This window comes from Arthrobacter sp. BE255, from assembly GCF_031457335.1.
Lineage (GTDB): Bacteria > Actinomycetota > Actinomycetes > Actinomycetales > Micrococcaceae > Arthrobacter.
The window spans coordinates 76,184-99,894 of record NZ_JAVDWK010000003.1 but is presented as its reverse complement, the minus strand read 5'-3'; the positions used below and the strand labels follow the sequence as shown (position 1 = coordinate 99,894).

Genomic DNA, 23,711 nt, shown 5'->3' with positions numbered 1-23,711 from the left:
ATCTTGCAGATGTCTAAGGATCAGCTGGCCAGCTGGCGCCGAGCGATGGCGCTGCGGCGGCTGGCTGAGCGTGAGTGGCGCGGAAGTGCCAGTTTGTCCAGCACTTCCAGCGCGCTCTGGTGTTCGTTGAACGTGTACAGGTGGATGCCGGGCGCGCCGGCTTCGAGCGCCGCGTTGGCGAGGTCCACCGTGGCGCGGACACCGATCCGGAGCCGTTCGCCGTCGGTGTCGGCTGCGGCGAGGCGTTCCAGGAGTTCCGGGGCCGGCTCGACGCCGGCCAGCTCCGCAAGCCGTGTGACGCGGCGCAGGCTGGTGAGCGGCATCACGCCGGGGATGATCGGGATGGTGACCCCGGCGCGGCGGGCCCGGGTGACCAGGTCTGCGTACTGCTCGGAGTGGAAGAAGACCTGGGTGATGGCGAAGTCCGCGCCGGAGCGCTGCTTGGCCAGCAGTACTTCGATGTCGTGTTCCTCGCTGGGCGACTCAGGGTGCTTGGTGGGGTACGCCGCGACACCCACGGCGATCTTCCCGGCGCACAGCAGGGCTGAACGCCGCTGTTCCACGCGGCGGATGAGGTCGATCAGGTCCTGCGCGTAGGTCAGCGAACCTGCGGCCGGCTGTGCGCCGTCCTGGGGCTGGTCACCACGCAGGGCCAGGATGCCCCGCACGCCGGTGTCCAGCAGTTCCCCGATGATCTCCGCCAGTTCCTGCGGTGTGTTGCCGACGCAGGTCAGGTGGGCCAGGGGGCGCAGCGTGGTTTCCTGGACCAGCCGGTGGACGAGTTCGAGGGCCGTGTCCCGGTTGGAGCCGCTGGCACCATAGGTCACTGCGACGTAGTCGGGGTCGGTGGTCTCAAGCTCACGGATGGTGTTCCAGAGGGATTCCGCAGCCGCGGGCGAACGCGGCGGGAAGAGCTCATAGGAAAGAGCCACCGGGGCGGCGTCTGTGAGGTTGGGATGGTGGTCAATAAGGCTTGGTGGTGACATTTGCGTCCTTGGCTTTGAGCCATTAACGGCAACTTTCGACAAAGTTGCGACAGTGCTGCCGTCAATGAATTGAGTTTGGGGAACACGGAAGGAACTCCACTAGGACGCAGCCGCGACTGCTACGCCTGGAATGAAGTTGTCCGTGAGCAAATGTCAGGCCCACATGGGGGCACCCACACCCTCCATGACGGAGGATCGCTGACACGTTACCGCGGTAACTTATATAGAACTCTAGGAGCCCTGCCGGAAGCGTTCAAGTCGGCCACCGAATTAAGACGCACCTTTACGCCGTATTTCGTGGCAGTGCAGAATTTTGTTCGCTGCCACGGCGGCTACCAGGGCTTGTCGGGTCCCGTGCTGTAATCGCCGTCGCGCAGGTATTCGTCGCGTTCCTGCCCGTTGTTGCGTTCCAGCTGGGAGTTCCGGGCGCTGTCGTTGAGCTGCTCGAGCCGGGTCTGCCGTTGCGGGTCGGCGTCGGCCGGTGACTCCGCAGTGCTTCCATCAGGCTGTTGCCCTTCGCTGTTGCCGGCCTTGGCGTCCCCGGATTTCTGCCGGAGGCGGGCTTCGGCCTGTTCCAGCTTCTCCCCCGCGTCCCGGGCGGCGTCCGGTGCCGCAGGCTGGCCGGAGGCGGCCAGGCAGCCTTCGGGCGCCCCGTCCACCACGGCCAGCCCTTCCGCGAACAGCTTTCCCGCCGCCGTCGCGTCCTTCGCCGCCAGCCGGGCATCACCAAGCTGTTCGATGCTGAGCACGAGATTGACGCGGATGACGCACTCATCGTCCCGTCCGCCGAGCGAAAGAGCCTCCTCGAAGAGCCGCCTCGCTGCCTCGAAGTCGCCTGCCAGGACCCGCGCGTCGCCCTCAGCGAAAGGTGCCTTGTGCGGTTCGACGACATTGGCAGCCCGCAGCCCCGCTGCGGCAGTACCCACCGTGTCGGCGTCCCGGGCTTCGAAGCCTGCGGCGGCCTGGCCCGTGAGGACACTGAGACTGAGCAGCTTGGCGGACAGGCAGAGGACCAACAGCACGGGCAGCCCTGACCAGAGCAGGAGGAGCCGCCGTCGCCGGCGTAATGCCGCCGGCTGCGGTAAACGATCAGGATTCATTTCGAAGCTCCCTGTGCATGCTGGCGGTCGCGGCCGGACCGCGGACTTGCCGGCCCGGTATGACTCAGCGGCCGGAGTTCCCGCAAATGCCGCAGCACGAGCACCGCTTCCCGCAGGGCCAGCGCGAACGCCCCGGCCGCGAGGATCCAATACAGTTCCGTCCGTCCTTCGAGGCTGCCGTCCCCTTCCCCGCGCTGCAGGGAGCCGGGGTCGGATTTCTGCAGCATCGGCGCCGCAGCGTCACCGGCCGAGCGGTGCACGTAAGGCACACCGAGGTCATTGGCGATCTTCCGGAGCTGGCCTTCGTCGATGAGGGAGAGGGCGTCCCGTCCGGCGCCGCCGCTGCGGTCCGGGATGTAGCCGGCGTCTTCGTCGGGGCCGGGCCCGGTGTTTTCCTTTATCCGTCCCCCTTCGGCTGTCCCGTAGCCCAGCACTGCTCCCCCGGTGACCAGGCCCGCGTCCAGCCGCATCGGTGCCGGGGCTTTTCCGCTGGTCTGCTCCCCGTCTCCGAGATAGAAAACGATCCGGGGCCGCTCCGGGTGGGTCTCGCGTGCCGCCCGGAGCCGCTCGTCCAGGACCTTGGCCGCCACGGTGACGCTGCTTCCCTTGGAGTAGGCTGCCACCTGGGGTTCCAGCACCGTGACCAGGGTGTCCAGCGCCGATGTGTCGGTGGTCAGCGGCATGCGGACGACGGCATTGGTGTCAAAGGTGATCAGCGAGAAGCGCGCGCCGGCCAGTTCTTCGGCGATGGCCATGATGTCCGCGCGTGCACCCTCCAGCCGCGGCCGGGAGTCACCGTAGTCCTCGGCGGCGATGCTGCTGGTGGTGTCCACGACGAAGAAGACGTTCATGTCCGCCGTCGCCGCCTCGGCGCTTCCGCCCGGGATTCCCGGCCGAAGCGCCGCCCCGAGAACGAGCAGCACAAGGAGGCCGCGGAGCAGCCAGTCGCGGCGGAAACCTGGCTCCAGACGGGAGCTTCCCCAGCGTGCATTGATGAACTGCCAACCGAGAAACAGCACGACGGCGGCCACCAGCGGCAGCATGATCCACGCCGGCAGGACGGGTTGAAGCGTCATGGCCGCAGCCGCCAGGTCGCGCCGGCCAGCACCAGGCCGGACAGCAGGGCCGCTGTCAGTGGAACGTCCGGCCGGTCCGTGACCACGGCACGGGGTGCGCCCTGGATGCCGGCTGCCTCTGTTGCCTGGACGTCCCGGACGATGCCCGCCACGGCGTCGGGGCTGCCCAGCGGATAGTAGGCACCGCCGGTGGCTTCCGCCGCGGCCCTGAGCAGGGCACCCGGCTGTCCGGAAGCGGTGCCGTAATCAAAGTCGCCCGGGTTCAGGGCGTAGACGCGGACGTCCCGTTCCTGGGCCAGGGCTCCCGCCTGCTCCAGGGTGAAGATCGGATCGCCGGACAGGAAGTTGTCCGTTGCCAGCACCACCGACCGCGAGCGCGGTGCCCCGTCCTGCGCCGCCGTGCCATCCCGGGGCGTGCCGTCTTTGGCGGGGAAGCTCTCCACGCAGCTGGCCAGCCCGTCGCCGATCAGGGACGAGCCGCGGCCGTTCCAGGTGCCGTCCAGGAAGCCCGACGTGCCGGGTTCCCCGTTGAAGACATCCGTGGCCATTTTCAGCTGCTCCTGGACATAGCTGTAGTCATCGGTCAGGGGAAAGACCTGAACCGCGCTGCTGTCGAAGATGGTGAGCCCGATCCGCTCACCGTCGAAGTCGGCGGCCAGTTTGGAGAAGACGTCCACTACTGCGGCGTCGGCGCCGCTCATGGACCCGGACGCGTCCAGGCACAGGACGATGTCCCGGTTGTGCTGCTCGGGCCGGATGGTGGCCAGGTCCACTGGCCGGGCGGCAGCGATCACCGCCGAGGTCAACAGGGTGACGGCCGCGAGCGCCGCGACGCCAAGCCAGCGGCGGTACCTGCGGACAGCGGCCTGGTATTCGGGCAGGGAGGTGAGGCGGTCCGCGTTGGCCACCGGCCGCCGTCGTGCGTTCCCCCGGGCGCCCCTGCGGAACACGAGCCAGCCGGCACCCGCCGCCGCGGCCGCGGCGACGGGGAGCAGCCACCAGTACATCAGTTCCATGAGCGCACCGCCTGCCGCGCCGTTTCGGCGGACCGGGCCAACGGCGGCAGCGGTTCCGCGCCGAACTCTCCGGGGTAGAGCCGGCCCACAGCGTTGGCCGCGGCCGGCAGCGGGTGGCTGTCCAGCTCGGCGAAGGTCATCCTGGGCGCGTCGACGCCGGTGACGTCGCGGGCGAATTTCCGGACCAGCAGGCTCAGCTCCTGGTGGGACGCGCGGGAGGTCATGCGCCCGGCCGCGGCGTCGGCTTCCACCGCGTCGATCCGCAGCAGGTATGCCTCCTTGAGGCTCTGGATGTCCGACGGCGGCGTGAACCGCGGAATGGCTGCCGGCACCGCGCGTGGGCGGGTGCTGAGGAATACAAAGAGGTACCAGCCCAGGACGAGGGCCAGCAGCCCGGCGCCTGTCCACAGCCACAGCTGGCTGTATTGGAGCGGCCCGTAGAACCCGGCGTTATCCTGCACGCCGGTGCCGTTCCAGCAGGGCGAACAGTTCGGTCATGACGTCGTGGCTGTTGGCCACGTGGCCTTCGGAGATCCCCACCCTGCGCAGCATGGCATGCCGGCCTGTGTCCCGTTCCGCCGTGGCCGTTGCGTAGGCCGCTGCCACGGCAGGCGACTCCGCGATCCGGCTGAGCAGCGGCGCGGAGTCCGCCACGCTGAAGGCATCCCCGGAGGGGGTAGCGCCGGAGAGTTCGGCGTCCCGGATGGTGAGCCAGAGGATCTCGTGCTGCGCCCGCAGCCGGCGCAGGAGCTGCTCCAGGCCCGGTTCTGCGGCGATTTCGTCCGTGACCACAAAAAGCAGCTTCCGTCCCTTGACTGTGCGTGCCACGTGCTGGAGCTGCTCCTCAACCCGGCTGGCCCCGCTGTCCAGGCTTGTCCTTGAGTCAACCTCCTGCAGCAGCAGTTCCAGGTGGGCCTCGCCCGCCTTGGCCGGGAGGGTGCGGCAGCCATGGGCATCACCGCACACCAGTCCCACCACGTCTCCGTGCCGGTGTGCCAGGTACCCCATCACGCCGAGGGCCATCACGGCGATATCCTTCTTGGTTTCGCCGTCACGGGACTCGGCGGCCATGTTCCGGCCAGTATCGGCAACCAGCATGAGGGTCTGCCGGCGGACCGCGACGTACCGCTTGATGAGCGGGGAGCCGTGGCGGGCGGAGGCCTTCCAGTCGATGTCCCGGACCTCGTCGCCCGGTACGTACGCCCGGAGGTCGTCAAAGTCGAGGCTGCGGCCGCGGAACACTGATCCGTACTCGCCGTCGAGGATGCCCCGGGCTTTCCGGTGGGCGAAGATGGACATCTTCGACTTGACGCGTTGGAGGAGACTGGTCACTACGGGCTCAGGGTGTCTGGACGGACGCCACGATGGCATCGATGACGGTCTCCACCGGCACCTGTTCGGCCACGGCCTCGAAGTTCAGGATCAGCCGGTGCCGCAGCACGCGGTGCGCGAGCGACTTCACGTCCTCGGGGATCACGTGGTCCCGGCCATTGATGAGCGCCACCGCCCGCGCTGCCTGGCTGAAGGCGATGCTGGCACGGGGGCTGGCGCCGAATTCGATGAAGCCGGCCAGCCGCCGGTCAATGTACTGCCCCGCGTTCCGGGTCACGAACACCAGGCCCACGATGTAATTGATGATGGCCGGATCGATATAGATGCGCTTCACCAGCTCCTGGACGCCCACCACGGCGTCCAGTGATGCGGCGGCCGCCGGAATCTGCTCCGGGGTGAAAATCCCGGCGTCGATGCGGCGGATGATCTCCGCTTCTTCCGCCGGTGAGGGATAGTCAAGGACGTCCTTGAGCATGAACCTGTCCATTTGGGCTTCGGGCAGCTGGTAGGTGCCTTCCTGCTCGATCGGGTTCTGCGTCGCGAGGACCAGGAACGGCGACGGGAGCTTGTATTCCACTCCGCCGATGGACGTCTGCCGCTCCTGCATGGCCTCCAGCATGGCGCTCTGGGTCTTGGCGCTGGAGCGGTTGATTTCGTCGAGCAGGACGATGTTGGCGTGGACCGGCCCCAGCTGGGTGACGAAGGTGCCCTTGGCTGCGTCGTAGATCTGCGTGCCCACGATGTCGCTGGGCAGCAGGTCCGGCGTGCACTGGATCCGGCGGAACTCGGCGCTGACGGCTTCAGCCACCGTCTGCGCGGCGGTGGTCTTGGCCAGGCCGGGGACGCTCTCCAGCAGGACGTGACCCCCGGTCAGGAGGCCCACCAGCAGCGATTCCCGCAACCGGACCTGCCCCACCACCTTCGCGTCGAAGCTGCGGGAGATGTTGGCCACCACCTGCTGCGCGCGGGCCAGTTCCGCAGGTTCGATTCGCGCGGATGTAGTGGTCTGAAGCACTGGTGTTCCCCCTGATGGCCGGTACGGACGGCAATTTGCCTGCTGGCTGCCCTCCGCCCGCCATCCTATCCAAGCCAACCGCGGCAACCGGTGCAATGGGGACCCCTCCCCATGGATGGCACAGCAGGTCTATCCTGTTGCAATGAGCGAGCTTCCAGCCAGTTACAAGCAGTTCCTCGCCGACAAAAGCGAGAGCTTCGTCCTTGCCGTCAAACCTGTGCTGCAGCAGTCCGCTGCGGACCAGCTGCACGGCGTCCGGGTCACCTACAACGTAGGTCCCACCGGCCACCAGGCACACCTCGACGACAGCATCCCGTTTGGCGTGGTGGTCGAGGACATCGACTGACCAGCTTCCGGTACGGTCAGCCCTTCATGGCGCCTGACAACGCGAAGGAACTGCCGGCGCCCCGCGCCACCATGACGTACAGGACCAGGACCGGAACTGAATAGAGGATCGAGAACGCGGCCAGCTGGCCGTACGCCACGGCGCCGTGCTGTCCGAAGAAGCTGAAGATGGAAACCGCCGCGGGCTGCCTCGCCTCCGACAGCAACAGGACAAACGGGACAAAGAAGTTTCCCCACGCCTGGATGAAGACAAAGATGAAGACCACGCCCAGCCCGTGGCGCATCAGGGGCAGGACGATGGTGCGCAGGGCGGCCATCGCTGAGGCGCCATCCACCCACGCCGCCTCCTCGAGGGAGACAGGCACCGCGTCCATAAAGTTTTTGGTCATCCAGATGGCCATCGGGAGCGTGGTGGTGGCCATAAAGAAAACCGTCGCCGGCATGGAGTCCAGCAGTTCAAGCTGGACGAAGAGCCCGTACACCGGCACCATGATGGCGGTGATGGGCAGGCACGTGCCGAACAGGACCGTGTACAGGAACGGCCCGTTGAACCTGGACCGGTACCGGGACAGCGGGTACGCCGCCAGAACTGCCACCACGAGGTTGACGGCAGCCGTTCCCGCGGAGAGAACCAGGCTGTTCCACAGCGGCTGGAACAGCAGGCCGGGCGTCATCACGGCGGCAAAGTTGTCCAGCGACACCTCGCCGGGCACCCGCGTCTGGTGCCCCGCTCCGGCATCAAGGGACGCAAACACCAGCCACAGCAGCGGCAGGACAAAGCATGCCCCGATCAGCAGCAGGGCGGCGTCGGCCGGAAGCCGGGCACGCCGCCGGCCGCGGGACTGCCCTAGGTGCCGCGTCCGCGGGGAGGCGGGTGCCGCCGTCGTCATGGTTTGCCTTCGCGCAGAAGGCGGACGTAGGCCGCGCCGAAAGCCGCCCCGATGAGGATCAGCACGGACGCAACAGCGGTTCCGTAGCCGATGTCGCCGAATTTGAAGGCCTCGACGTAAGCCAGCACGGGCAGCGTGGTGCTGGTGTTCGACGGTCCGCCGGCGGTCATGACCCAGACGAGCGTAAAGACAGCAAGGGTCTGCAGCGTGATGAGCATCAGGTTGGTGGCGATGCTGCCGCGGATCATGGGGAGCGTGATGAACGCCAGGCGCTGCCACGCGCCGGCCCCGTCCATCAGCGCGGCCTCCGTCACGTCGGCGGGGACGTCGTCGAGGGCGGCGCGGTACACCAGCATGGAAAAAGCGGTGCCGCGCCAGACGTTGGCCAGCATGATCGCCACCATCGGAAACGCGTACAGCCAGTCCGGCTGGCCGAGGCCCAGCCCGCCGAGCAGCTGGTTCAGCGTCCCGTCCCGGCTGAAGTACGCATAGGCGGCGAACGCCGCCACAATCTCGGGGAGCACCCAGGCAGCCACCACGGCAGTTCCGACGACGGCGGCAACAGGCCTGCGTGCCTGCCGCATCAGCACCGCGATGGTGAGTCCGAGCAGGTTCTGCCCAAGAATGGCGGACCCGCCGACGAAGAGGACCGTGAGGCCCAGCGAGAGCGGCAGGACCGGGTCGGTGAACAGCCGCTGGTAGTTCTCCAGCCCCACCCAGCCGGGGCTGCGCGCGTTGCGTCCGGTCAGCGCGGCGTTGGTGAAGGAGGCGTGGAACGCCCACAGCACGGGGCCGGCCAGGAACACCAGAAGGAGCAGGACTGCAGGGACCGCCGGCAGAAGGCGTGCCCAGCGCCTGAACGCGGCCTGCGTCCGCGGCCTGGCCGGCGGACGGCTGCGGGGAAGTTCCGGCACAGCCTACTTCCGGACGGTCTTGTCGCCGCCCACAATGCCTGCCACCGCGGCGTCGTAGTCCGTGGCTGCCTGTTCCGGCGACTTCGCGCCGGTGATCACTGCTTCCGTCGCTTCCTGCACGGCGGCCGAGATCCGCGGGTAGTCGGCGGTTGCCGGCCGGTAATGCGTCACGGAGACAAGTTCGGAGACGTCCTTCACGAACGGGTTTGCCGCCTGGTAGCCGGCGTCGGATGCGACATCCTCCCGGACCGCGATCTGGGAACTGCCGATGTTGAACGTCAGCGAGTTCTTCTGGTTGAGCGCGGTACCGAGGAATTTGAAGGCCAGCTCCGGGTCCTTCGTGCCGGCGCCCACCGCCAGGGTCCATCCCCCGGACATGCTGACCCCGCCGGGTGCCTGGCCGTCCTTCGTGGGGAACGCGGCCACTCCCATGTCCGTGCCGTATTCCGGCCATTCGTAGCTGCCGCCCTTCTGCCAGAACGACGGCGCGTAGGAACCTTCCACGGCGGCGCCCATCTTGGCCTGCGGGAGCCATTCCCCGAACACCTTCTTCCACACGTTCGCGTCAAGGGCCTCGGCCGGGGAGACGGCGAGCTGCTCGTCGTAAAGGGTCTTGAGGAATGCCAGCGAATCCGTGAACCCGTCCGAGCCAACCACCCACTTCTTGGCGTCGGCGTCGTACAGTTCATCGCCGGTTCCGTACAGCAGCTCATAGAAGCTCTGCATCACGGTACCTTCGCCGCTGGCCTTGCCCGCATACATGTTGAACGGCACCACCGTGGGGTCGCTGGCCTTGATTTTCCTGGCGGTGTCCAGGATGTCCTGCCAGGTCCTGGGCTCCCACGGGAGGCTGACGCCTGCGGCGGCGAGGACTTTTTTGTTGTACCAGATGGCGCGTGTGTCGGTGCCCAGCGGAACCGCGTATGTGCCGCCGTCGTCCCCCAGCCCCGCAGCCTTGGCGGCGTCGTCGAAAGTGTCCCAGTCCTTCCAGTCTTTGAGGTGGTCGTCCAGTTTCAGGAGGAAGCCGGCGTCGACGTCGGAGCGGACCTTGAAGGTGTCCTCGTAAAAGACGTCGGGAGCGGTGGATTGTGACCGGAGCGCAAGGGCCAGCTTGGTTCCGTAGTCGTCGTCGTTCGCCTGGATGGGTTGCAGCTCGACGGTGACGCCTTTGTTGGCGGCCTCGAATTCGGCCTTCGCAGACTTGAACAGGTCATCCAGGGCCGCGAACGAATCGGTCTTCTGGTAGACCACTTTCAGGGTCTTGGCCTGGTCGGCGGGTGCCGCCGGGGAACAGGCACACAGCGCCAGGGCTGCGGCGGCGATCAGGGAGGTAACGCTCAGGGCCCGGGGACGCATGGTGCTCCATTCAGTAAATGGCTGCAGTCCCTTTTGTCTGCGGGCCCCCAGCCGCGGCGATATCCAAATGCTAGATGGGCACCTTGCCGCGGGCAAGGCGCCGCGGGTTCAGCTCTCCAGCAGGAGCCGCTGCGCCCGGGGTGCCAGGGTATGTTCCAGGACCAGGCATGCGGCACCGACGGCGCCCACGTCCTCCCCTACGCCGGTCCCCACTACTTCGACGGTGTGGATGAGCCGGGCAGCACTGTTGGCGTCCAGGAGCGCCGGAATTTTCTCCAGGTACCGCTCGGACAGCCGGCTCCAGTAGGGTCCGCCGAAGACAACGCGCTCCACGTCCAGCGTGTTTGTCACGACCGAAACGGCCCGGGCCACGAGCACCGCCGACTTGTCGATGATGGCGAGCGCCTGCTCGTTCCCCTCATCCGCGAGGTCGCAGAGCCTGGAGAAGCTCTGTTGGACAACCGCCCCGCTGTTGTCTGGGCGGGAGCCGTCAAGGATGCCGGCGGCTTCGGCTTCGGCCACCAGCACCTGCGGGATAGCCGACGATTTAACGCAGCCGTGCAGGCCGCAGTCGCATAGGGGGCCGCCGGGGTCCACCACGATGTGCCCGATTTCGCCGGCGTTGCCTGACGTGCCGCGGACCACCTCGTCGTTGAGCACGATGCCGCAGCCGATGCCGGTTCCCATATACATAAAAATGAAGCTGCCGGCGCCGCTGGGGCCGCCGGCCCACGTTTCGGCGACGGCGGCGCTGGTGACGTCCTTGTCCACGAGGACCGAGTAGCCGGTGGCCTCGGTGAGGGCGTTGCGGAGTTCAACCCGGTCCCAGCCGGGCAGCAGCGGCGGATCAACCACTGTGCCGTTGTCCAGGTCGATCGGGCCCGGGGCGGCCACGCCCACGCCGGCGATCTTGGCGGTGTCCACGCCGGAATCGGCGACCAGTTGCTCGATCTCGGCGGCTATGGTTGCAATCACGGCCGCGGGGTCATTCCCGCCCGGAGTCTTGATCCGGGAGTGCTGCACTACCGCGCCCACCAGGTCCAGCACCACGCAGGTTGTGACGGCGGGGTCCAGATGGACGCCGATGGCGTACATGCCCGAGGGGTTCAGCCGGAGGATGGTTCGCGGCTTGCCCGGTCCGCTGCCTTCCTTGCCGGCTTCCACGATCAGGTGCTGGTCCAGCAGGCGGCGGGAGATGTTGGAAATTGTCTGCGGGGAGAGTCCCACGATCTGGGCGAGTTCAACCCTGCTCAGGCCACCGGAGGACCTGCGGATGGCATCAAGGATGACAGTGAGGTTGAAGTCCCCCATCCGCGGCAGGTTGGTGCCGCGCCTGGGCGATGGCTGCCGGATCTCGGACACGGATTCCCCTAAACGTTTTCGGCCACTAAATGATGTCTGAATCGTACGTTACCCCTTGTCATCCGCCCACATGCGGAGGCAGGGGTGCGGCGCGGCCATGCCTACCCCGCACGCCGCTTCGTCGAGACGGCAACGGTGAACTTGGGGTTTTGGCCTTTGACGGTGGTGGGGCCCACGAGGCGTTCCAGTGCGGGCAGGTAATTCAAGTGCCGGTTGAACACGGTCCAGAGTTGGCCGCCCGCCGCGAGGACCCTGCCTGCCGCTTCAAACATCTTGATTCCGGCGCCGGCGTGGACAGCAGCGCCAAGGTGGAAGGGCGGATTCAGCAGGATAAGGTCCGCGCTGCCGTCGGGAAGGGTGCTCATCGCGTCGTCCTGCAGGACACTCACCCGGTCCGCGAGGCCGTTGGCTGTTGCCGTGGCCTGGGCGGACGCGACGGCGGCGGCTGACTGGTCTGTGGCCGTGACCAGGGATCCGGGGTTCTGCCGGGCGTACATGGCGGCCAGGATCCCGGTGCCGCAGCCGAGGTCCACGGCGTGCCGGGCGGCGGGCATCCCGGTCAGGAACGTCAGCAGGAACCTCGTGCCGATGTCCAGTTTCGCTCCCGCGAAAACGGCTCCGTGCGCCGCAACGTCCAGGTTGAGCTCGGCCAGGTGCGCCACGGCAGGAACCGGTTCGGGCCCTGGCGCTTCCCTGGCGTCCGCGGCCGTGATGACGCGGGACTTCTGCCGGGCAAGCTGCGGCTGGACAGTGGCGAAATGCCGTTCAAGCACGGTGTTCATGCCCAGCGACATGTGCTTGACCCGACCGCCGGCCAGCAGCACCGCCCCGGGAGCGGCGTGCCGTGCCACGGCGCCGGCGATGTGGTCGAGTTCGGCCAGCGTCTTGGGAAGCTGGAGCAGGACGATGCCTGCACCAGCCAGCAGGTCCTCGCCCAGGGGCAGCTGCTCGAATCCGGGCCGCGTTCCGGCGTCGGGGTGGGTGGTGTCCAGGCCGAGGGCGGCGGCGTTGTTCCGCAGGGCACGCTCACCCGTGATGAGGTCCTGGTGGACGCGCACCGTATTGATTCCGAGGGTGGCCAGGGCGCCCAGGGTGAGGGCTCCGTAGCGGTCCCCGATGACGGCCACGCTGGTGTCCGCATGCACGTGGTCCGCCGCCGCCTCCAGGAGAAGCCTGTCCGTGGCGTCCCACGCCTGCAGGTTGGGCGCCTCAACGTCGGGGTGCCGCCGGAGCGCCCCGAAGACGTCCTCAAGACTGTTCTGTGCCACTGGCCGGTGCCGCCTTTTTGTTCGATGATGCTGGGGAATTGGATAGTCCGGGGGATGTTGGGGGTTCTATGCCCGGCAGTTTCAGGATGGCCGCCACGGCAGCCCGGCCTGCCCGGTTCGCGCCGATGGTGGACGACGACGGCCCGTAGCCCACCAGATGTACGCGCGGTTCCGCGGCCACCTGCGTGCCGTCCATGGCGATGCCCCCGCCCGGCCCGCGGAGGTGCAGCGGGGCGAGGTGTTCCAGCTCGGCGCGGAACCCGGTGGCCCACAAAATGACGTCGGCAGCCAGCAACGTGCCATCCGCCAGCCGGACGCCGTCGGACTCAATGGCCGTGAACATGGGACGGCGGTCCAGCGCTCCCCTCCCTGCCGCGGCCCGCAGCGCGGGCGTCCAAATCAAGCCGGTGGCGGCCACCACGCTCTGCGGCGGCAGGCCCTGGCGCACACGCTCTTCCACGAGTGCAACGGCGTTGTGGCCGGCCTGGGCGTCGAACCCGGCGTCCCTCCATTCGGGTTCCCTGCGGGTGAACCAGCTGGTGGTGGTCACCTGTGAGATTTCGTCCAGGAGTCCGACGGCGGAAATTCCTCCTCCGACCACGATGACGTGCCTGCCGCGGAACTCCTCCGCGGCGACGTAATCAGCGACGTGCAGCTGCCTGCCACGGAAGGTGGCCTGCCCCGGGTAGATGGGCCAGAACGGCCGGGTCCACGTGCCGGTGGCGTTGATCACCGCCCTCGCGGACCATCCGCCGTCGGACGTGGTGATGCCCAGCCGGCCGCTGGGATCGGCGTCCTCCCGGCTGACCGCCGTGACTTTGACAGGCCGCCTGATGGCGAGCCCGAGGTCGCGTTCGTAGCCGGCAAAATATCGCTCCAGGAACTCGGAGCTGGGTTCCGCCGGGTTCACGTCAGGCTTGGCGATGCCGGGAAGATCGCTGATGCCGTTGACCGTGGCCATCAGCAGGCTCTTCCAGCGGTGCCGCCAGGCACCTCCCGGGCCGTCCTCGGCGTCGAACACGGCGTACGTGGCGGCACCACCGGCACCGGCGCCGGCGGGCGTGAGGCCCCGCCGTTGCAGGTGGTAGGCGGCCGAGAGCCCGGCCTGCCCCGCACCAATCACCGCAACATCCACCAACTGCTTCTCCATGGCAGCTCCGGCTAGGCCTTCTTCACGACAGAGGATTTGAGCTGCATGGGACCCACACCATCCACTTTGCAGTCGATGTCGTGGTCCCCCACCCCGTCCATCAGCCGGATGCCCCGCACTTTGGTGCCCACCTTGATCACAGTGGAGCTGCCCTTGACCTTCAGGTCCTTGATGACGGTGACAGTGTCGCCGTCGGCCAGGACGTTGCCTACCGCGTCCTTGATCACGCGCACATCAGCTCCTGCCGCGTCGTCGTCGGCCTCCGGGGACCATTCGTTGCCGCACTCCGGGCAGACCAGGAGGGCGCCCATCTCATAGGCATACGGGCTGGAGCATACGGGGCACAAGGCGAGGGTGTCGGTCACCTCCCAATGATAATCGCGGCTCCGGCTCTCACCGTTCGCGCAAAATTTCGCCGGTAATCGCTGACAGAGGCCCTGCGCGGCCGTACTGTTGGCGCAAGGCGGAAGAGAGGCGACCATCATGACAAACACCACAGCAGCATCTCGGCTGGCCACAGCGCTGGGCATCGTCCTGGGGACGGCGGAGATCCCGCTCCGGCTGCGGGCCTGGGACGGGTCGGAGGCAGGGCCGGCTGACGCGCCCGTGCTGGAGTTCCGCAACCGCCGCGCCCTTCGGCGCATCCTGTGGTCGCCGGGGCAGCTAGGCCTGAGCCGTGCCTATGTTTCCGGTGACATCGATTCACCGGGAGACATCTTCGCGGCCTTCACGGCGCTCAGCTCCGCGGGAAAGTTCGCAGAGCCCGGACCGTTCAAGCCACTCACCCCTGCTGAAGTCTGGACGCTGCTGACAACCGCTGTCAGGTTGGGGGCGCTGGGGCCCAATCCTGCCCCTCCGCCCGAGGAGGCCCGTGTCCAGCGCGCGGGGCGCATGCACTCGAAGCGGCGGGATGCAGCCGCGATCTCGCACCACTACGACGTCGGAAACGACTTTTACTCAGTGGTGCTAGGCCCGTCCCTGGTCTACTCCTGCGCCGTCTGGGGAAGCATGCCCGGCTCGGATCCATCAGGCACTGGTCCCGGGGACGGCTCCCCCGACAGCCTGGTGGCAGGACTCGACTCCGCCCAGGAAGCCAAGCTGGACCTGGTCTGCCGCAAACTGGGGCTCCAACCGGGCATGAGGGTGCTGGACGTCGGCTGCGGCTGGGGCAGTTTCGCACTCCACGCCGCGGCACGCTACGGCGTCAGCGTTGTGGGTGTAACGCTCTCCACCGAACAGGCACTGCTGGCCCGTAAGAGGGCTGCCGACGCCGGCCTGACGGAGAAAATCGATATCCGGGTCCAGGACTACCGCGACGTGGACGACGGTCCCTTCGATGCCATCAGTTCCATCGGAATGTCCGAGCACGTGGGCCGTGAACAGACCCCGCACTACGTTTCCCGGCTTTACAGCCTGCTGCGGCCGGGCGGGCGGCTGCTGAACCACGCCATCTCCTGGAACGCCGGGCCCACCAGCCCGGACCCGGACTCCTTTATTCCGCGCTATGTTTTCCCGGACGGCGAAATGATCAGCCTGGGCGAGATGGTGTCCGCCCTGGAGGCGGGGGGCCTGGAAATCCTCGACGTCGATGCGTTGCGCCGGCACTATGCGCTCACCCTGCGTGCGTGGGTGCGGCGGCTTGAGGCCAACTGGGATGAGGCCGTGAAGCTCACCAGCATGGGGCGGGCAAGGGTGTGGCGGCTGTACATGGCCTCAAGCGCCCTCGGCTTCGAGGCGGGCATTACCGGCGTGAACCAGGTCCTGGCGCAACGCCCGGGCGGTGCGGAGCCGCCGCTGCGCCGGACCGACTGGATCTGATCCTTCGCCGCGTGGGAAATGCACCGGCGGCGGGAACCAAAAAAGCCACCCGGACCGGGTGGCTTTTTTGTGTTTGGTGGAGCTGAGGGGACTCGAACCCCTGACCCCCTGCATGCCATGCAGGTGCGCTACCAGCTGCGCCACAGCCCCAAACTTCTGATTCCGCGGAACTCTCGTTCGTGGAAGCAACCTGATCAGCTTAATGCAGAATTGCCGTGGACGCCAATCGGACGGGGCGTGTCCGCCGCAGGCACTCCCGAACAAGTCGTATGGGCTGGCCGGACGCATTCCGGGACGGGAAACAACGCGGACAGAAACAAAAAGATCCGCCGGAATCTTTCGATTCCGGCGGATCATCCGGTGGAGCTGAGGGGACTCGAACCCCTGACCCCCTGCATGCCATGCAGGTGCGCTACCAGCTGCGCCACAGCCCCAGATTTTTTCGCTGATCCGGTGTTTCCCCGAAGCAACTCAAATATCTTAGAACAGCATTTCCGAAAATTCCAAATCGGGCATATTCGGCCTGCCGGTACTGCTTTTCGCTGCAGTTTTTAGGCTGCTTTACTCTGCTTCGGAAACTGCGGGCGCCTTGGCCGATGTGTCGTCGCCCAGCTGCAGGTCAACCACTGGGCAGTCCTTCCAGAGGCGCTCCAGGGCGTAGAAAACGCGGTCTTCCTCGTGCTGGACGTGGATGACGATGTCGGAGTAGTCCAGGAGGACCCAGCGGCCGCCGGACCGGCCCTCGCGGCGCACGGGGCGGAGGTCCTGCTTCGACAGTTCCTCTTCGATGCCGTCAACGATGGCGTTGACCTGGCGTTCGCTCGGTGCCGAGGCAATGAGGAACACGTCGGCAAGCGCCAGGCGCTCACTGACGTCCAGGGCCACAATGTCCTGGGCGATCTTGTCCGCGGCTGCTTTGGCAGCGTGGCGGGCTGTGGCGATGGATGAATTTGATGCAGTCACGGGACTCCTTGTTGTTTTCAAAAACTATGGTTGGTGGCCGCAGCCAGGTCAGCGGGTGATGCCGCTGATAATGAGGATGACCCCGGAAACGAGGGCAACGATCCCGAAGGCGAGGACGCAGAACTGAATCATCCGCATCCTCTTCGCGCGGGCGAGCCCTGCAGTTGCCGCGTCAAGCGGCTCCAGTCCGTAGGCGGAGCTTGCCGGAATACGGGGCAGGTCATCAAAAAGATCGTCTGACTGCCCGGCAGCTTCAGCCGGGCTGAAGACCACAGGCTTCGGCCGGGAGGCAGCCTTGGCCGCGGCCTCCGCCCTGGCAATGACCCGGGAGCGGCCGCTGGCCGCGGGGGCCTCGCCGGCCCCTGCTGTCCGCTGCGTATCAGCCGGACGCCGGCCCTTGCCGGATGATGGCTGGACTTTCGGCCCCGGGTTGGTGAGAACCGGCACATAGGACGTCGCCGGGGGCTTCATGACGGGCCGGTCAATGCCAGGAACCTGGACGAACTCCAACGGAGTGACCATTGCCAGGTTGCTGGCGGTTGAAGGGGCGGCGCGCGGGGCGGCGTCCGCTGCCGACGGGGCGGCCTGTTCGGCCAGTTTCTGCTTGGCCATGGCACGGCGGTTCAGCACTGCCGCACGCTCGGCCAGGGCAATCTGTTCGGCAAGGATTTCCGGGTCCACGGCTTCCGGGTCCAACGAGGCGATGTGTTCCATCTTGGCCAGCTGGTTCTTGGCCTGTTCGGCGATCAGGGTCCTGGCCGCCAGGGCCTGTTCAACGCTCATGCCGTCCGGGACACGCGGACTGCCGGGCTTGGCAGGGGTCGTCCGGGGCTTGGCGGACTTTGGCGCGGCGTTGTTGGGCGAAGCGGCGGGCTGTTGTGCCGGAGCGGCCGGACTCCCGGGTCCGCCTTCGGCAGGCAGCGCCGGGGCCACCACCGGGTTGGCGGAGGTCACGGCCTGTTCCTTCAGCTGCTGGAGCCGCAGCTGCCGGCGTGTGGGCGGTCCCCCGGCCGCCAGCTGCTCCTCTTTTTCTTCAAGTTCCTTGATGGCACGCAGGGCAGCCCTGTCCCGGGCCCGGATCTGGGACGAACGCTGGGCGTGTGCCTGGTCAGCGGCCGGGCTTGCCGGAGGTTGTTTCGAGGCAGGCGAAACCTGGCCCGGACCCGTGGATCCGTTAGCCTGCTTCTCATCTCTGGCCCGCCGAAGTTCTCGGCGGCTGCGGACGGGGGGCTGTTCCTGACTCATTGAGAACTCATTCAGTACTGGCTGGTTCGTCTGTTTCGGTAGTTCGTACACCCGTGGCGGCAGCACCCTCGGCATACAGTCCATATTTGGCGATGTACTGCACCACACCGTCCGGCACGAGGTACCAGACAGGGTTGTTCTGGGCCACCCTGGCACGGCAATCCGTGGACGAGATGGCCATGGCCGGGACCTCCAGGAGGCTGACGTCTTTCCTGCCCATGCCGTCAAGCACGTGCCCGGGCCTGGTGACGCCGACAAAATGCGCGAGCGACCACAGCTCGTCGATGTCCTTCCACGACAGGATCTGCGCCAGTGCGTCGGCACCGGTGATGAAGAACAGGTCGGCGTCCGGACGCTGGGTCCGAAGGTCACGCAAAGTATCAATGGTATACGTTGGACCGGGACGGTCCACATCCACGCGGCTGACGGTAAAACGCGGATTCGATGCCGTGGCGATCACCGTCATCAGGTAGCGGTGCTCTGGCTCGCTGACCTGCTTATGGGTCTTCTGCCACGGCTGGCCCGTAGGAACAAACACCACTTCGTCCAGGCCGAACTTGGCGGCTACTTCACTGGCCGCGACCAGGTGGCCGTGATGGATGGGATCAAACGTCCCGCCCATCACGCCCAGCCGCAGCCGCCCTTCGGCACCTTGACGGTGCAGAACGCGTGAAATGTTAGTGGCCCTGGCCGTGGTCGTGCTTGTTCGGGTGCTGGCGGTGCGGATCGGCGTGCTCTTCCGTGGCGGAGTGGCGGTTGCCGAGGTTGGAGTAGGACAGCGTGATGAACATCATCACCAGCAGGATGGCAAAAATGGACACGCCGAAGACCCACGGTTCAGCCCACAGCGGGGCCGGTGCGTGTTCTCCGCCTTCGGCGATGGTCGTGGCAATCTGCTGGAGCAGCATGTTCTCCCCTAGGGTTCAAAGGATGTGGCAGCGGATGTCCCCGCCGTTCCGGACTTTACGTCTATGTTACCGCGTTGCTACCCGCGGACCTGGCCCTCGCCCTGCACGATCCACTTGGTCGTGGTGAGTTCGGTCAGGCCCATCGGGCCGCGGGCGTGCAGCTTTTGCGTGGAGATTCCCACCTCAGCGCCGAGGCCCAGCTCACCGCCGTCGGTGAAGCGTGTGGACGCATTGACGATGACCGCTGCTGAATCCACCTCGGCGATGAAGCGCTCGGCGTTGGCGAGGTTGTTGGTGAGGATGGCTTCGGTGTGGCCCGTGGACCACGTGCGGATGTGATTGACGGCGTCGTCCAGGCTGTCCACCATGGCCACGGCGAGATCCAGGTCCATATACTCCGTGCCCCAGTCCTCGTCAGTGGCCGGTTCGGAGGCGATCGAGGCAGGCAGTGCCGCGCGGATGCGCTCGTCCGCGTGGAGCGTGACTCCGGCCGCGCGCAGCGCAGCAGCGACCGCGGGAAGCACGGTGGATCCTGAATGGACCAGCAGCGTCTCCACGGTGTTGCAGACACTGGGACGCTGGGTCTTGGCGTTGAGCAGGATCTCCACGGCCATGTCCTCGCTGGCGGATTCGTCGATGAAGATGTGGACGTTGCCTTCGCCGGTCTCAATAACGGGCACAGCCGAGTTGGTGACCACGGTCTGGATGAGTTCCCGGCCGCCGCGGGGTATCAGGACATCCACCCGGCCGCGGGCGCGCATCAGCGCGTTGGCGCCTTCGCGGCCGTACTGGTCCACGGTCTGCACAGCGTCCGAGGGGAGCCCCACCGAGTCCAGGGCTTCGCGCAGCACACGGACCAGTGCTTCGTTGGTGGCCGCGGCGGCAGTCCCGCCACGCAGGATGACGGCGTTGCCGCTCTTGAGGGCGAGGCCGGCAATGTCCACGGTGACGTTGGGGCGGGCCTCATAGATGGCGGCGACCACACCCATGGGAACGTTGACCTGCCGCAGGCGCAGCCCGTTGGGGAGGGTCTGCCCGCGGACCACGTTGCCGACCGGATCGGGCAGGCCGGCGAGGTTCTCCAGCGCCGCGACCAGCCCGGCGATGCGGGTTTCGGTCAGGGTGAGGCGGTCCAGCATGGCCGCGGAGGTCCCGTTCGCCTTCCCGGCGGCGACGTCTTGCGCGTTGGCCGAAAGGATGACGTCCTGACGCTCCACCAGGGCAGCGCCGATGGCCCGCAGGCCCCGGTCCTTCCACGCACGGTTTGCCCGCGCCATGCGGCGGGCCGCCTGGCGTGAACGGTCGGCGATGGCGTGGACGGCGGCTTCGACGTCCTCCACGGAGAGCGGCACTGCAGCTGACAGCGGCTGGTTGCCGTCCTCCGGGGCAGCGGGGGCAGCAGAGGTGTCCCCGGAAGTCGCAGCGGTGTTGTGGATCAGTGCCTCAGTCATGATCCAAGTTTAGGCGAGGCCCAGGCTCAGACCAGCACCAGGTCGTCAACATGAACAACTTCACGGTCATAGCCGCGGCCCAGGGCCTTGCCCAGTTCCCTGGTGGAACGGCCAAGCATCTGCGGCAGCTCGGCAGCCGAGTAGTTGACCAGTCCCCGGGCGATGACGGTTCCGTCGGCGCTGACCATTTCGACGGCGTCGCCTGCTTCGAAGTCGCCGTCGACGCCGGAAATCCCGGCGGGGAGCAGCGACGTGCGGCGGTGGCGGACCGCCTTGACCGCGCCGTCGTCGAGGATCAGCCGGCCGTGCACCGACGCGAGGTGGGCCAGCCACAGGAGGCGGACGGGCTTGCGGGCACCGTTGACCGTGAACCAGGTGCCCACGTCCTCGCCTGCCAGCGCGGCGGCAGCGTTGGCCGTGGACGTGACCAGTGCGTGGATGCCGGAGCCGGCGGCGATGGTGGCCGCCTCCACTTTGGTGGTCATGCCGCCGGTACCGACGCCGGCCTTGCCGGTTTTGCCGATGGTCACGCCGTCGAGGTCGTGCGGACCCTCCACCAGGGGAATCCGTTTCGCCCCGTGCGACGGCGGCCCGTCATACAGCGAGTCGACGTCCGAAAGCAGCACCAGGGCGTCGGCCCGGACCAGGTGTGCCACGAGGGCGGCGAGGCGGTCGTTGTCGCCGAAGCGGATTTCGTGCGTGGCGACGGTGTCGTTTTCGTTGACCACCGGAACCACGCCGAGGTTGAGGAGCCTGTCCAGTGCGCGGAAGGCGTTGGTGTGCTGGCTGCGGCGCATGAGGTCGTCGGCGGTAAGCAGCACCTGGCTGACCGTGACACCGTGCGCGCCGAACGCCTGCGTGTAGCGGGCCATGAGCAGGCCCTGGCCGACGCTCGCCGCGGCCTGCTGGGTGGCGAGGTCCCGGGGGCGTTTGGCCAGCCCGAGCGGGGCGAGGCCGGCAGCGATGGCGCCGGACGACACGAGGATGATCTCCGTGCCCGAGTTCCGTTTGGCGGCCAGTGCGTCGGCCAGGGCGGTCAGCGACTCTTCCGAGATGCCGCCCTTGATGCTGGTCAGCGACGACGACCCGACTTTGACAACGATCCTGCGCGCGCCCGAAAGCACGCTCCTGTCCGCGGTGCGCCGGGCCGGCACTGCGGTGGCGGCGCTACTCGTCATCGCCTGCGCCCAGTCCACTCTCCTTGAGCGGCTTCGCAACCCTGCGGCTGCTGACGGATTCGGTCCAGATCCCGGCCTTGCGCTCGGCTTCGAGCTCGGCGCGGGCGGCCGCCTTGGCGTCCTTGCGTTCCTGCTGTTCGTCGCGCTTCTGGCCACGGGTGGGCCGGTCGCCGATGTCTGCGAAGCGGACGTCGGTGCCGCGCGGCGAAGCGAGCAGCTCCGCGCCGGCCATCATGGTGGGCTCCCAGTCGAAGACAACGCCGTCGTCTTCGCCGATCACCACGGTGTCGCCCGGCTTGGCGCCCTGCTTGAACAGTTCGGTTTCGACGCCGAGCTTGGCCAGGCGGTCCGCGAGGTAGCCGATCGCTTCCTCGTTGGTGAAGTCGGTCTGCTTGACCCAGCGCACGGGCTTGTCACCCAGGACGCGGAAGAGCGGCTCCAGGTTCTTTTCTTCGCGGCGGATCTTGAAGCCGGACTCGTTGACGGCGCGGGGCTTGAGGACCACAGGCTGGACCTTGGGCGGCGCAGCGGCCAGGGTGTCGCGGGCGGCCTTGACGATTTCGGCCATGGCGAAGCCGAGCTGGCGGAGGCCCTCGTGGCTGGTGGCGGAGATTTCGAAGACGCGGTAGCCGCGGGATTCAAGTTCGGGCCGGACGAATTCGGCCATGTCCTTGCCGTCCGGGAGGTCCACCTTGTTCAACGCCACCAGGCGGGGGCGGTGGTTCAGCGGAACCACTTCGCCGTCCTGGCCGGCGTAGCTCATGTCGACGGCGTACTTCTCCAGTTCCGCCTCGATGATGGCAAGGTCAGCCAGGGGGTCGCGGTCCGATTCCAGCGTGCCGCAGTCCAGCACGTGCACCAGCGCGGCGCAGCGCTCAACGTGGCGCAGGAAGTGGTGGCCCAGCCCCTTGCCCTCGGACGCGCCTTCGATCAGGCCGGGGACGTCGGCGATGGTGAAGCGGACTTCGCCGGCCTGGACGACGCCCAGGTTCGGGATCAGGGTGGTGAAGGGGTAATCGGCGATCTTGGGCCGCGCGGCAGACATGGCTGCGATCAGGCTCGACTTGCCGGCGGACGGGAAGCCCACCAGGGCGATGTCTGCAATGGACTTCAGTTCCAGGACGACGTCGCTGGATTCGCCCTCGATGCCGAGCAGCGCGAAGCCGGGGGCCCTGCGCTTCTGGGAGGACAGGGCTGCGTTGCCCAGGCCGCCCTGACCGCCGGCGGCTGCGACGTATTCGGTGCCTTCGCCGACGAGGTCTGCCAGGACGGTGCCGTCCTTGGACTTGACCACGGTGCCGTCGGGGACGGGGAGGATCAGGGTTTCACCGTTTTTGCCGCCACGCCAGTCGCCCATGCCGGGTCCGCCGTTGGTGGCGTGCCGGTGCGGGGCGTGGTGGTAGTCCAGCAGGGTGGTGGTCTGGTGGTCGACGCGGAGGATGACGTTGCCGCCGTCGCCGCCGTTGCCGCCGTCGGGGCCGCCCAGTGGCTTGAACTTCTCACGGTGGACGGAGACACAGCCGTGGCCGCCGGTACCGCCGGATACGTGCAGTACTACCCGGTCTACAAAGCTCGCCACGTGGATCTCCTCAGTGCTGTTTCCTGGACGCCGCAAAGCGCCAAGATGATTGTAATGCGGTTAAAAGAACAGTGGAGCGGACCATATGGCCCGCTCCACCGCTTCAGAACTATGAGTTACTCTGCAGCTGCAGCAGCAACGATGTTGACGACGCGGCGACCGCGGCGGGTGCCGAATTCAACGGCGCCCGGGGTCAGGGCGAACAGGGTGTCGTCGCCGCCACGGCCAACGCCGGCGCCCGGGTGGAAGTGGGTGCCACGCTGGCGGACGATGATTTCGCCTGCGGAAACTACCTGGCCACCGAAGCGCTTCACGCCGAGGTACTGGGCGTTGGAGTCACGACCGTTGCGAGTGGAACTCGCGCCTTTTTTATGTGCCATTTGAAATGCCTGCCTCTAAATTCTGGGGAATCTGCTGAAAACCTGAACAGTAACCGGTGGTTACTTGATGCCAGTGATCTTGATCTTGGTCAGTTCCTGACGGTGACCCTGGCGCTTCTTGTAACCGGTCTTGTTCTTGAACTTCTGGATGACGATCTTCGGACCACGGAGGTCATTGAGGATCTCAGCCGTAACAGTTACCTTGGCCAGGTCCGCAGCGGCGGAGGTGACCTTGTCACCGTCTACCAGGAGCAGTGCGGGCAGCTGAATAGTGCTGCCGGCTCCACCGGGGACGCGGTTCAGGGTAACGAAGTCTCCAACGGAAACCTTCTCTTGGCGGCCGCCTGCGCGGACAATCGCGTACACCACTTGGGAACTC

25 protein-coding genes and 2 tRNA genes are annotated in these 23,711 nt (G+C 67.1%); 2 read left to right on the top strand and 25 right to left on the bottom strand.

Going from position 1 to position 23,711, the window contains the following annotated elements; translation table 11 throughout:
- Positions 1-20: 20 nt before the first annotated feature.
- The 7 genes from J2X42_RS06810 to J2X42_RS06780 form a co-directional block, all read right to left on the bottom strand.
- On the bottom strand, positions 21-986 hold the full coding sequence (locus J2X42_RS06810; protein ID WP_310163525.1) for a methylenetetrahydrofolate reductase: 966 nt from the start codon (positions 984-986) through the stop codon (positions 21-23).
- 332 nt (positions 987-1,318) lie between these two features.
- The gene (locus tag J2X42_RS06805) at positions 1,319-2,086 is read right to left on the bottom strand and encodes a hypothetical protein (RefSeq protein WP_310163523.1); all 768 of its coding nucleotides are present in this window, start codon (positions 2,084-2,086) and stop codon (positions 1,319-1,321) included.
- A complete protein-coding gene (locus tag J2X42_RS06800) occupies positions 2,083-3,162 on the bottom strand; it encodes a VWA domain-containing protein (protein ID WP_310163521.1) in 1,080 nt (359 codons plus the stop codon). Before J2X42_RS06800 ends, J2X42_RS06805 begins: the two co-directional genes overlap by 4 nt.
- A complete protein-coding gene (locus J2X42_RS06795) occupies positions 3,159-4,178 on the bottom strand; it encodes a VWA domain-containing protein (RefSeq protein ID WP_310163520.1) in 1,020 nt (339 codons plus the stop codon). Before J2X42_RS06795 ends, J2X42_RS06800 begins: the two co-directional genes overlap by 4 nt.
- Positions 4,169-4,639: a hypothetical protein gene (locus J2X42_RS06790; RefSeq protein WP_310163518.1), complete on the bottom strand. Its 471-nt coding sequence runs from the start codon at positions 4,637-4,639 to the stop codon at positions 4,169-4,171. Before J2X42_RS06790 ends, J2X42_RS06795 begins: the two co-directional genes overlap by 10 nt.
- Positions 4,629-5,510: a DUF58 domain-containing protein gene (locus J2X42_RS06785; RefSeq protein ID WP_310163515.1), complete on the bottom strand. Its 882-nt coding sequence runs from the start codon at positions 5,508-5,510 to the stop codon at positions 4,629-4,631. The genes J2X42_RS06790 and J2X42_RS06785 overlap by 11 nt, the downstream gene beginning before the upstream one ends.
- A gap of 7 nt (positions 5,511-5,517) precedes the next feature.
- Positions 5,518-6,525, bottom strand: a complete 1,008-nt coding sequence (locus tag J2X42_RS06780) for a MoxR family ATPase (RefSeq protein WP_310163513.1) — start codon at positions 6,523-6,525, stop codon at positions 5,518-5,520.
- A gap of 142 nt (positions 6,526-6,667) precedes the next feature.
- Between J2X42_RS06780 and J2X42_RS06775 the strand changes: the two genes are divergently transcribed.
- A complete protein-coding gene (locus J2X42_RS06775; RefSeq protein ID WP_131133175.1) occupies positions 6,668-6,871 on the top strand; it encodes a hypothetical protein in 204 nt (67 codons plus the stop codon).
- A gap of 16 nt (positions 6,872-6,887) precedes the next feature.
- Here the strand turns inward: J2X42_RS06775 and J2X42_RS06770 are convergent, their stop codons facing one another.
- From J2X42_RS06770 to J2X42_RS06740, 7 genes are all read right to left on the bottom strand, one after another.
- Positions 6,888-7,760, bottom strand: coding sequence for a carbohydrate ABC transporter permease (locus J2X42_RS06770; RefSeq protein ID WP_310163511.1), 873 nt, complete (start codon positions 7,758-7,760; stop codon positions 6,888-6,890).
- Positions 7,757-8,674: a carbohydrate ABC transporter permease gene (locus J2X42_RS06765; protein WP_396134035.1), complete on the bottom strand. Its 918-nt coding sequence runs from the start codon at positions 8,672-8,674 to the stop codon at positions 7,757-7,759. Before J2X42_RS06765 ends, J2X42_RS06770 begins: the two co-directional genes overlap by 4 nt.
- A 3-nt stretch (positions 8,675-8,677) precedes the next feature.
- Entirely contained in the window at positions 8,678-10,030 is a 1,353-nt protein-coding gene (locus J2X42_RS06760; RefSeq protein ID WP_310163509.1) for an extracellular solute-binding protein, read from the bottom strand.
- A 108-nt stretch (positions 10,031-10,138) separates the two neighbouring features.
- Positions 10,139-11,341, bottom strand: a complete 1,203-nt coding sequence (locus J2X42_RS06755) for an ROK family transcriptional regulator (RefSeq protein WP_310164277.1) — start codon at positions 11,339-11,341, stop codon at positions 10,139-10,141.
- 152 nt (positions 11,342-11,493) lie between these two features.
- Positions 11,494-12,660, bottom strand: coding sequence for a methyltransferase (locus J2X42_RS06750; RefSeq protein ID WP_310163508.1), 1,167 nt, complete (start codon positions 12,658-12,660; stop codon positions 11,494-11,496).
- Positions 12,641-13,810 (bottom strand): NAD(P)-binding domain-containing protein, encoded by a 1,170-nt coding sequence (locus J2X42_RS06745; protein ID WP_310163506.1) that lies wholly within the window; start codon positions 13,808-13,810, stop codon positions 12,641-12,643. The genes J2X42_RS06750 and J2X42_RS06745 overlap by 20 nt, the downstream gene beginning before the upstream one ends.
- A gap of 11 nt (positions 13,811-13,821) precedes the next feature.
- On the bottom strand, positions 13,822-14,175 hold the full coding sequence (locus J2X42_RS06740; protein ID WP_310163503.1) for a zinc ribbon domain-containing protein YjdM: 354 nt from the start codon (positions 14,173-14,175) through the stop codon (positions 13,822-13,824).
- 118 nt (positions 14,176-14,293) lie between these two features.
- On the opposite strand from J2X42_RS06740, the gene J2X42_RS06735 reads away from it, so the two are divergent.
- Positions 14,294-15,628: a class I SAM-dependent methyltransferase gene (locus J2X42_RS06735; protein ID WP_310163501.1), complete on the top strand. Its 1,335-nt coding sequence runs from the start codon at positions 14,294-14,296 to the stop codon at positions 15,626-15,628.
- Between the two features lie 74 nt (positions 15,629-15,702).
- Here the strand turns inward: J2X42_RS06735 and J2X42_RS06730 are convergent.
- From J2X42_RS06730 to rplU, 11 genes are all read right to left on the bottom strand, one after another.
- Positions 15,703-15,778: transfer RNA gene (locus tag J2X42_RS06730), tRNA-Ala, on the bottom strand.
- Positions 15,779-15,989: 211 nt separating this feature from the next.
- Positions 15,990-16,062: transfer RNA gene (locus J2X42_RS06725), tRNA-Ala, on the bottom strand.
- A 127-nt stretch (positions 16,063-16,189) separates the two neighbouring features.
- Positions 16,190-16,591: a ribosome silencing factor gene (gene rsfS, locus J2X42_RS06720; RefSeq protein WP_131133182.1), complete on the bottom strand. Its 402-nt coding sequence runs from the start codon at positions 16,589-16,591 to the stop codon at positions 16,190-16,192.
- Between the two features lie 48 nt (positions 16,592-16,639).
- The gene (locus J2X42_RS06715) at positions 16,640-17,836 is read right to left on the bottom strand and encodes a hypothetical protein (RefSeq protein WP_310163497.1); all 1,197 of its coding nucleotides are present in this window, start codon (positions 17,834-17,836) and stop codon (positions 16,640-16,642) included.
- A gap of 7 nt (positions 17,837-17,843) precedes the next feature.
- Entirely contained in the window at positions 17,844-18,473 is a 630-nt protein-coding gene (gene nadD / locus J2X42_RS06710) for a nicotinate-nucleotide adenylyltransferase (RefSeq protein WP_310164275.1), read from the bottom strand.
- A 40-nt stretch (positions 18,474-18,513) separates the two neighbouring features.
- Positions 18,514-18,744 carry a hypothetical protein gene (locus J2X42_RS06705; RefSeq protein ID WP_310163495.1) on the bottom strand — a complete coding sequence of 77 codons (231 nt, stop codon included), beginning with the start codon at positions 18,742-18,744 and terminating at the stop codon, positions 18,514-18,516.
- A 77-nt stretch (positions 18,745-18,821) separates the two neighbouring features.
- On the bottom strand, positions 18,822-20,195 hold the full coding sequence (locus J2X42_RS06700; RefSeq protein ID WP_310163494.1) for a glutamate-5-semialdehyde dehydrogenase: 1,374 nt from the start codon (positions 20,193-20,195) through the stop codon (positions 18,822-18,824).
- A gap of 26 nt (positions 20,196-20,221) precedes the next feature.
- A complete protein-coding gene (gene proB / locus J2X42_RS06695) occupies positions 20,222-21,373 on the bottom strand; it encodes a glutamate 5-kinase (protein ID WP_310163492.1) in 1,152 nt (383 codons plus the stop codon).
- On the bottom strand, positions 21,363-22,952 hold the full coding sequence (obgE, locus tag J2X42_RS06690; protein WP_310163491.1) for a GTPase ObgE: 1,590 nt from the start codon (positions 22,950-22,952) through the stop codon (positions 21,363-21,365). Before obgE ends, proB begins: the two co-directional genes overlap by 11 nt.
- Before the next feature lie 116 nt (positions 22,953-23,068).
- Positions 23,069-23,332 (bottom strand): 50S ribosomal protein L27, encoded by a 264-nt coding sequence (gene rpmA / locus J2X42_RS06685; RefSeq protein ID WP_009372867.1) that lies wholly within the window; start codon positions 23,330-23,332, stop codon positions 23,069-23,071.
- Between the two features lie 60 nt (positions 23,333-23,392).
- A complete protein-coding gene (rplU, locus tag J2X42_RS06680; protein WP_131133285.1) occupies positions 23,393-23,701 on the bottom strand; it encodes a 50S ribosomal protein L21 in 309 nt (102 codons plus the stop codon).
- Positions 23,702-23,711 lie beyond the last annotated feature (10 nt).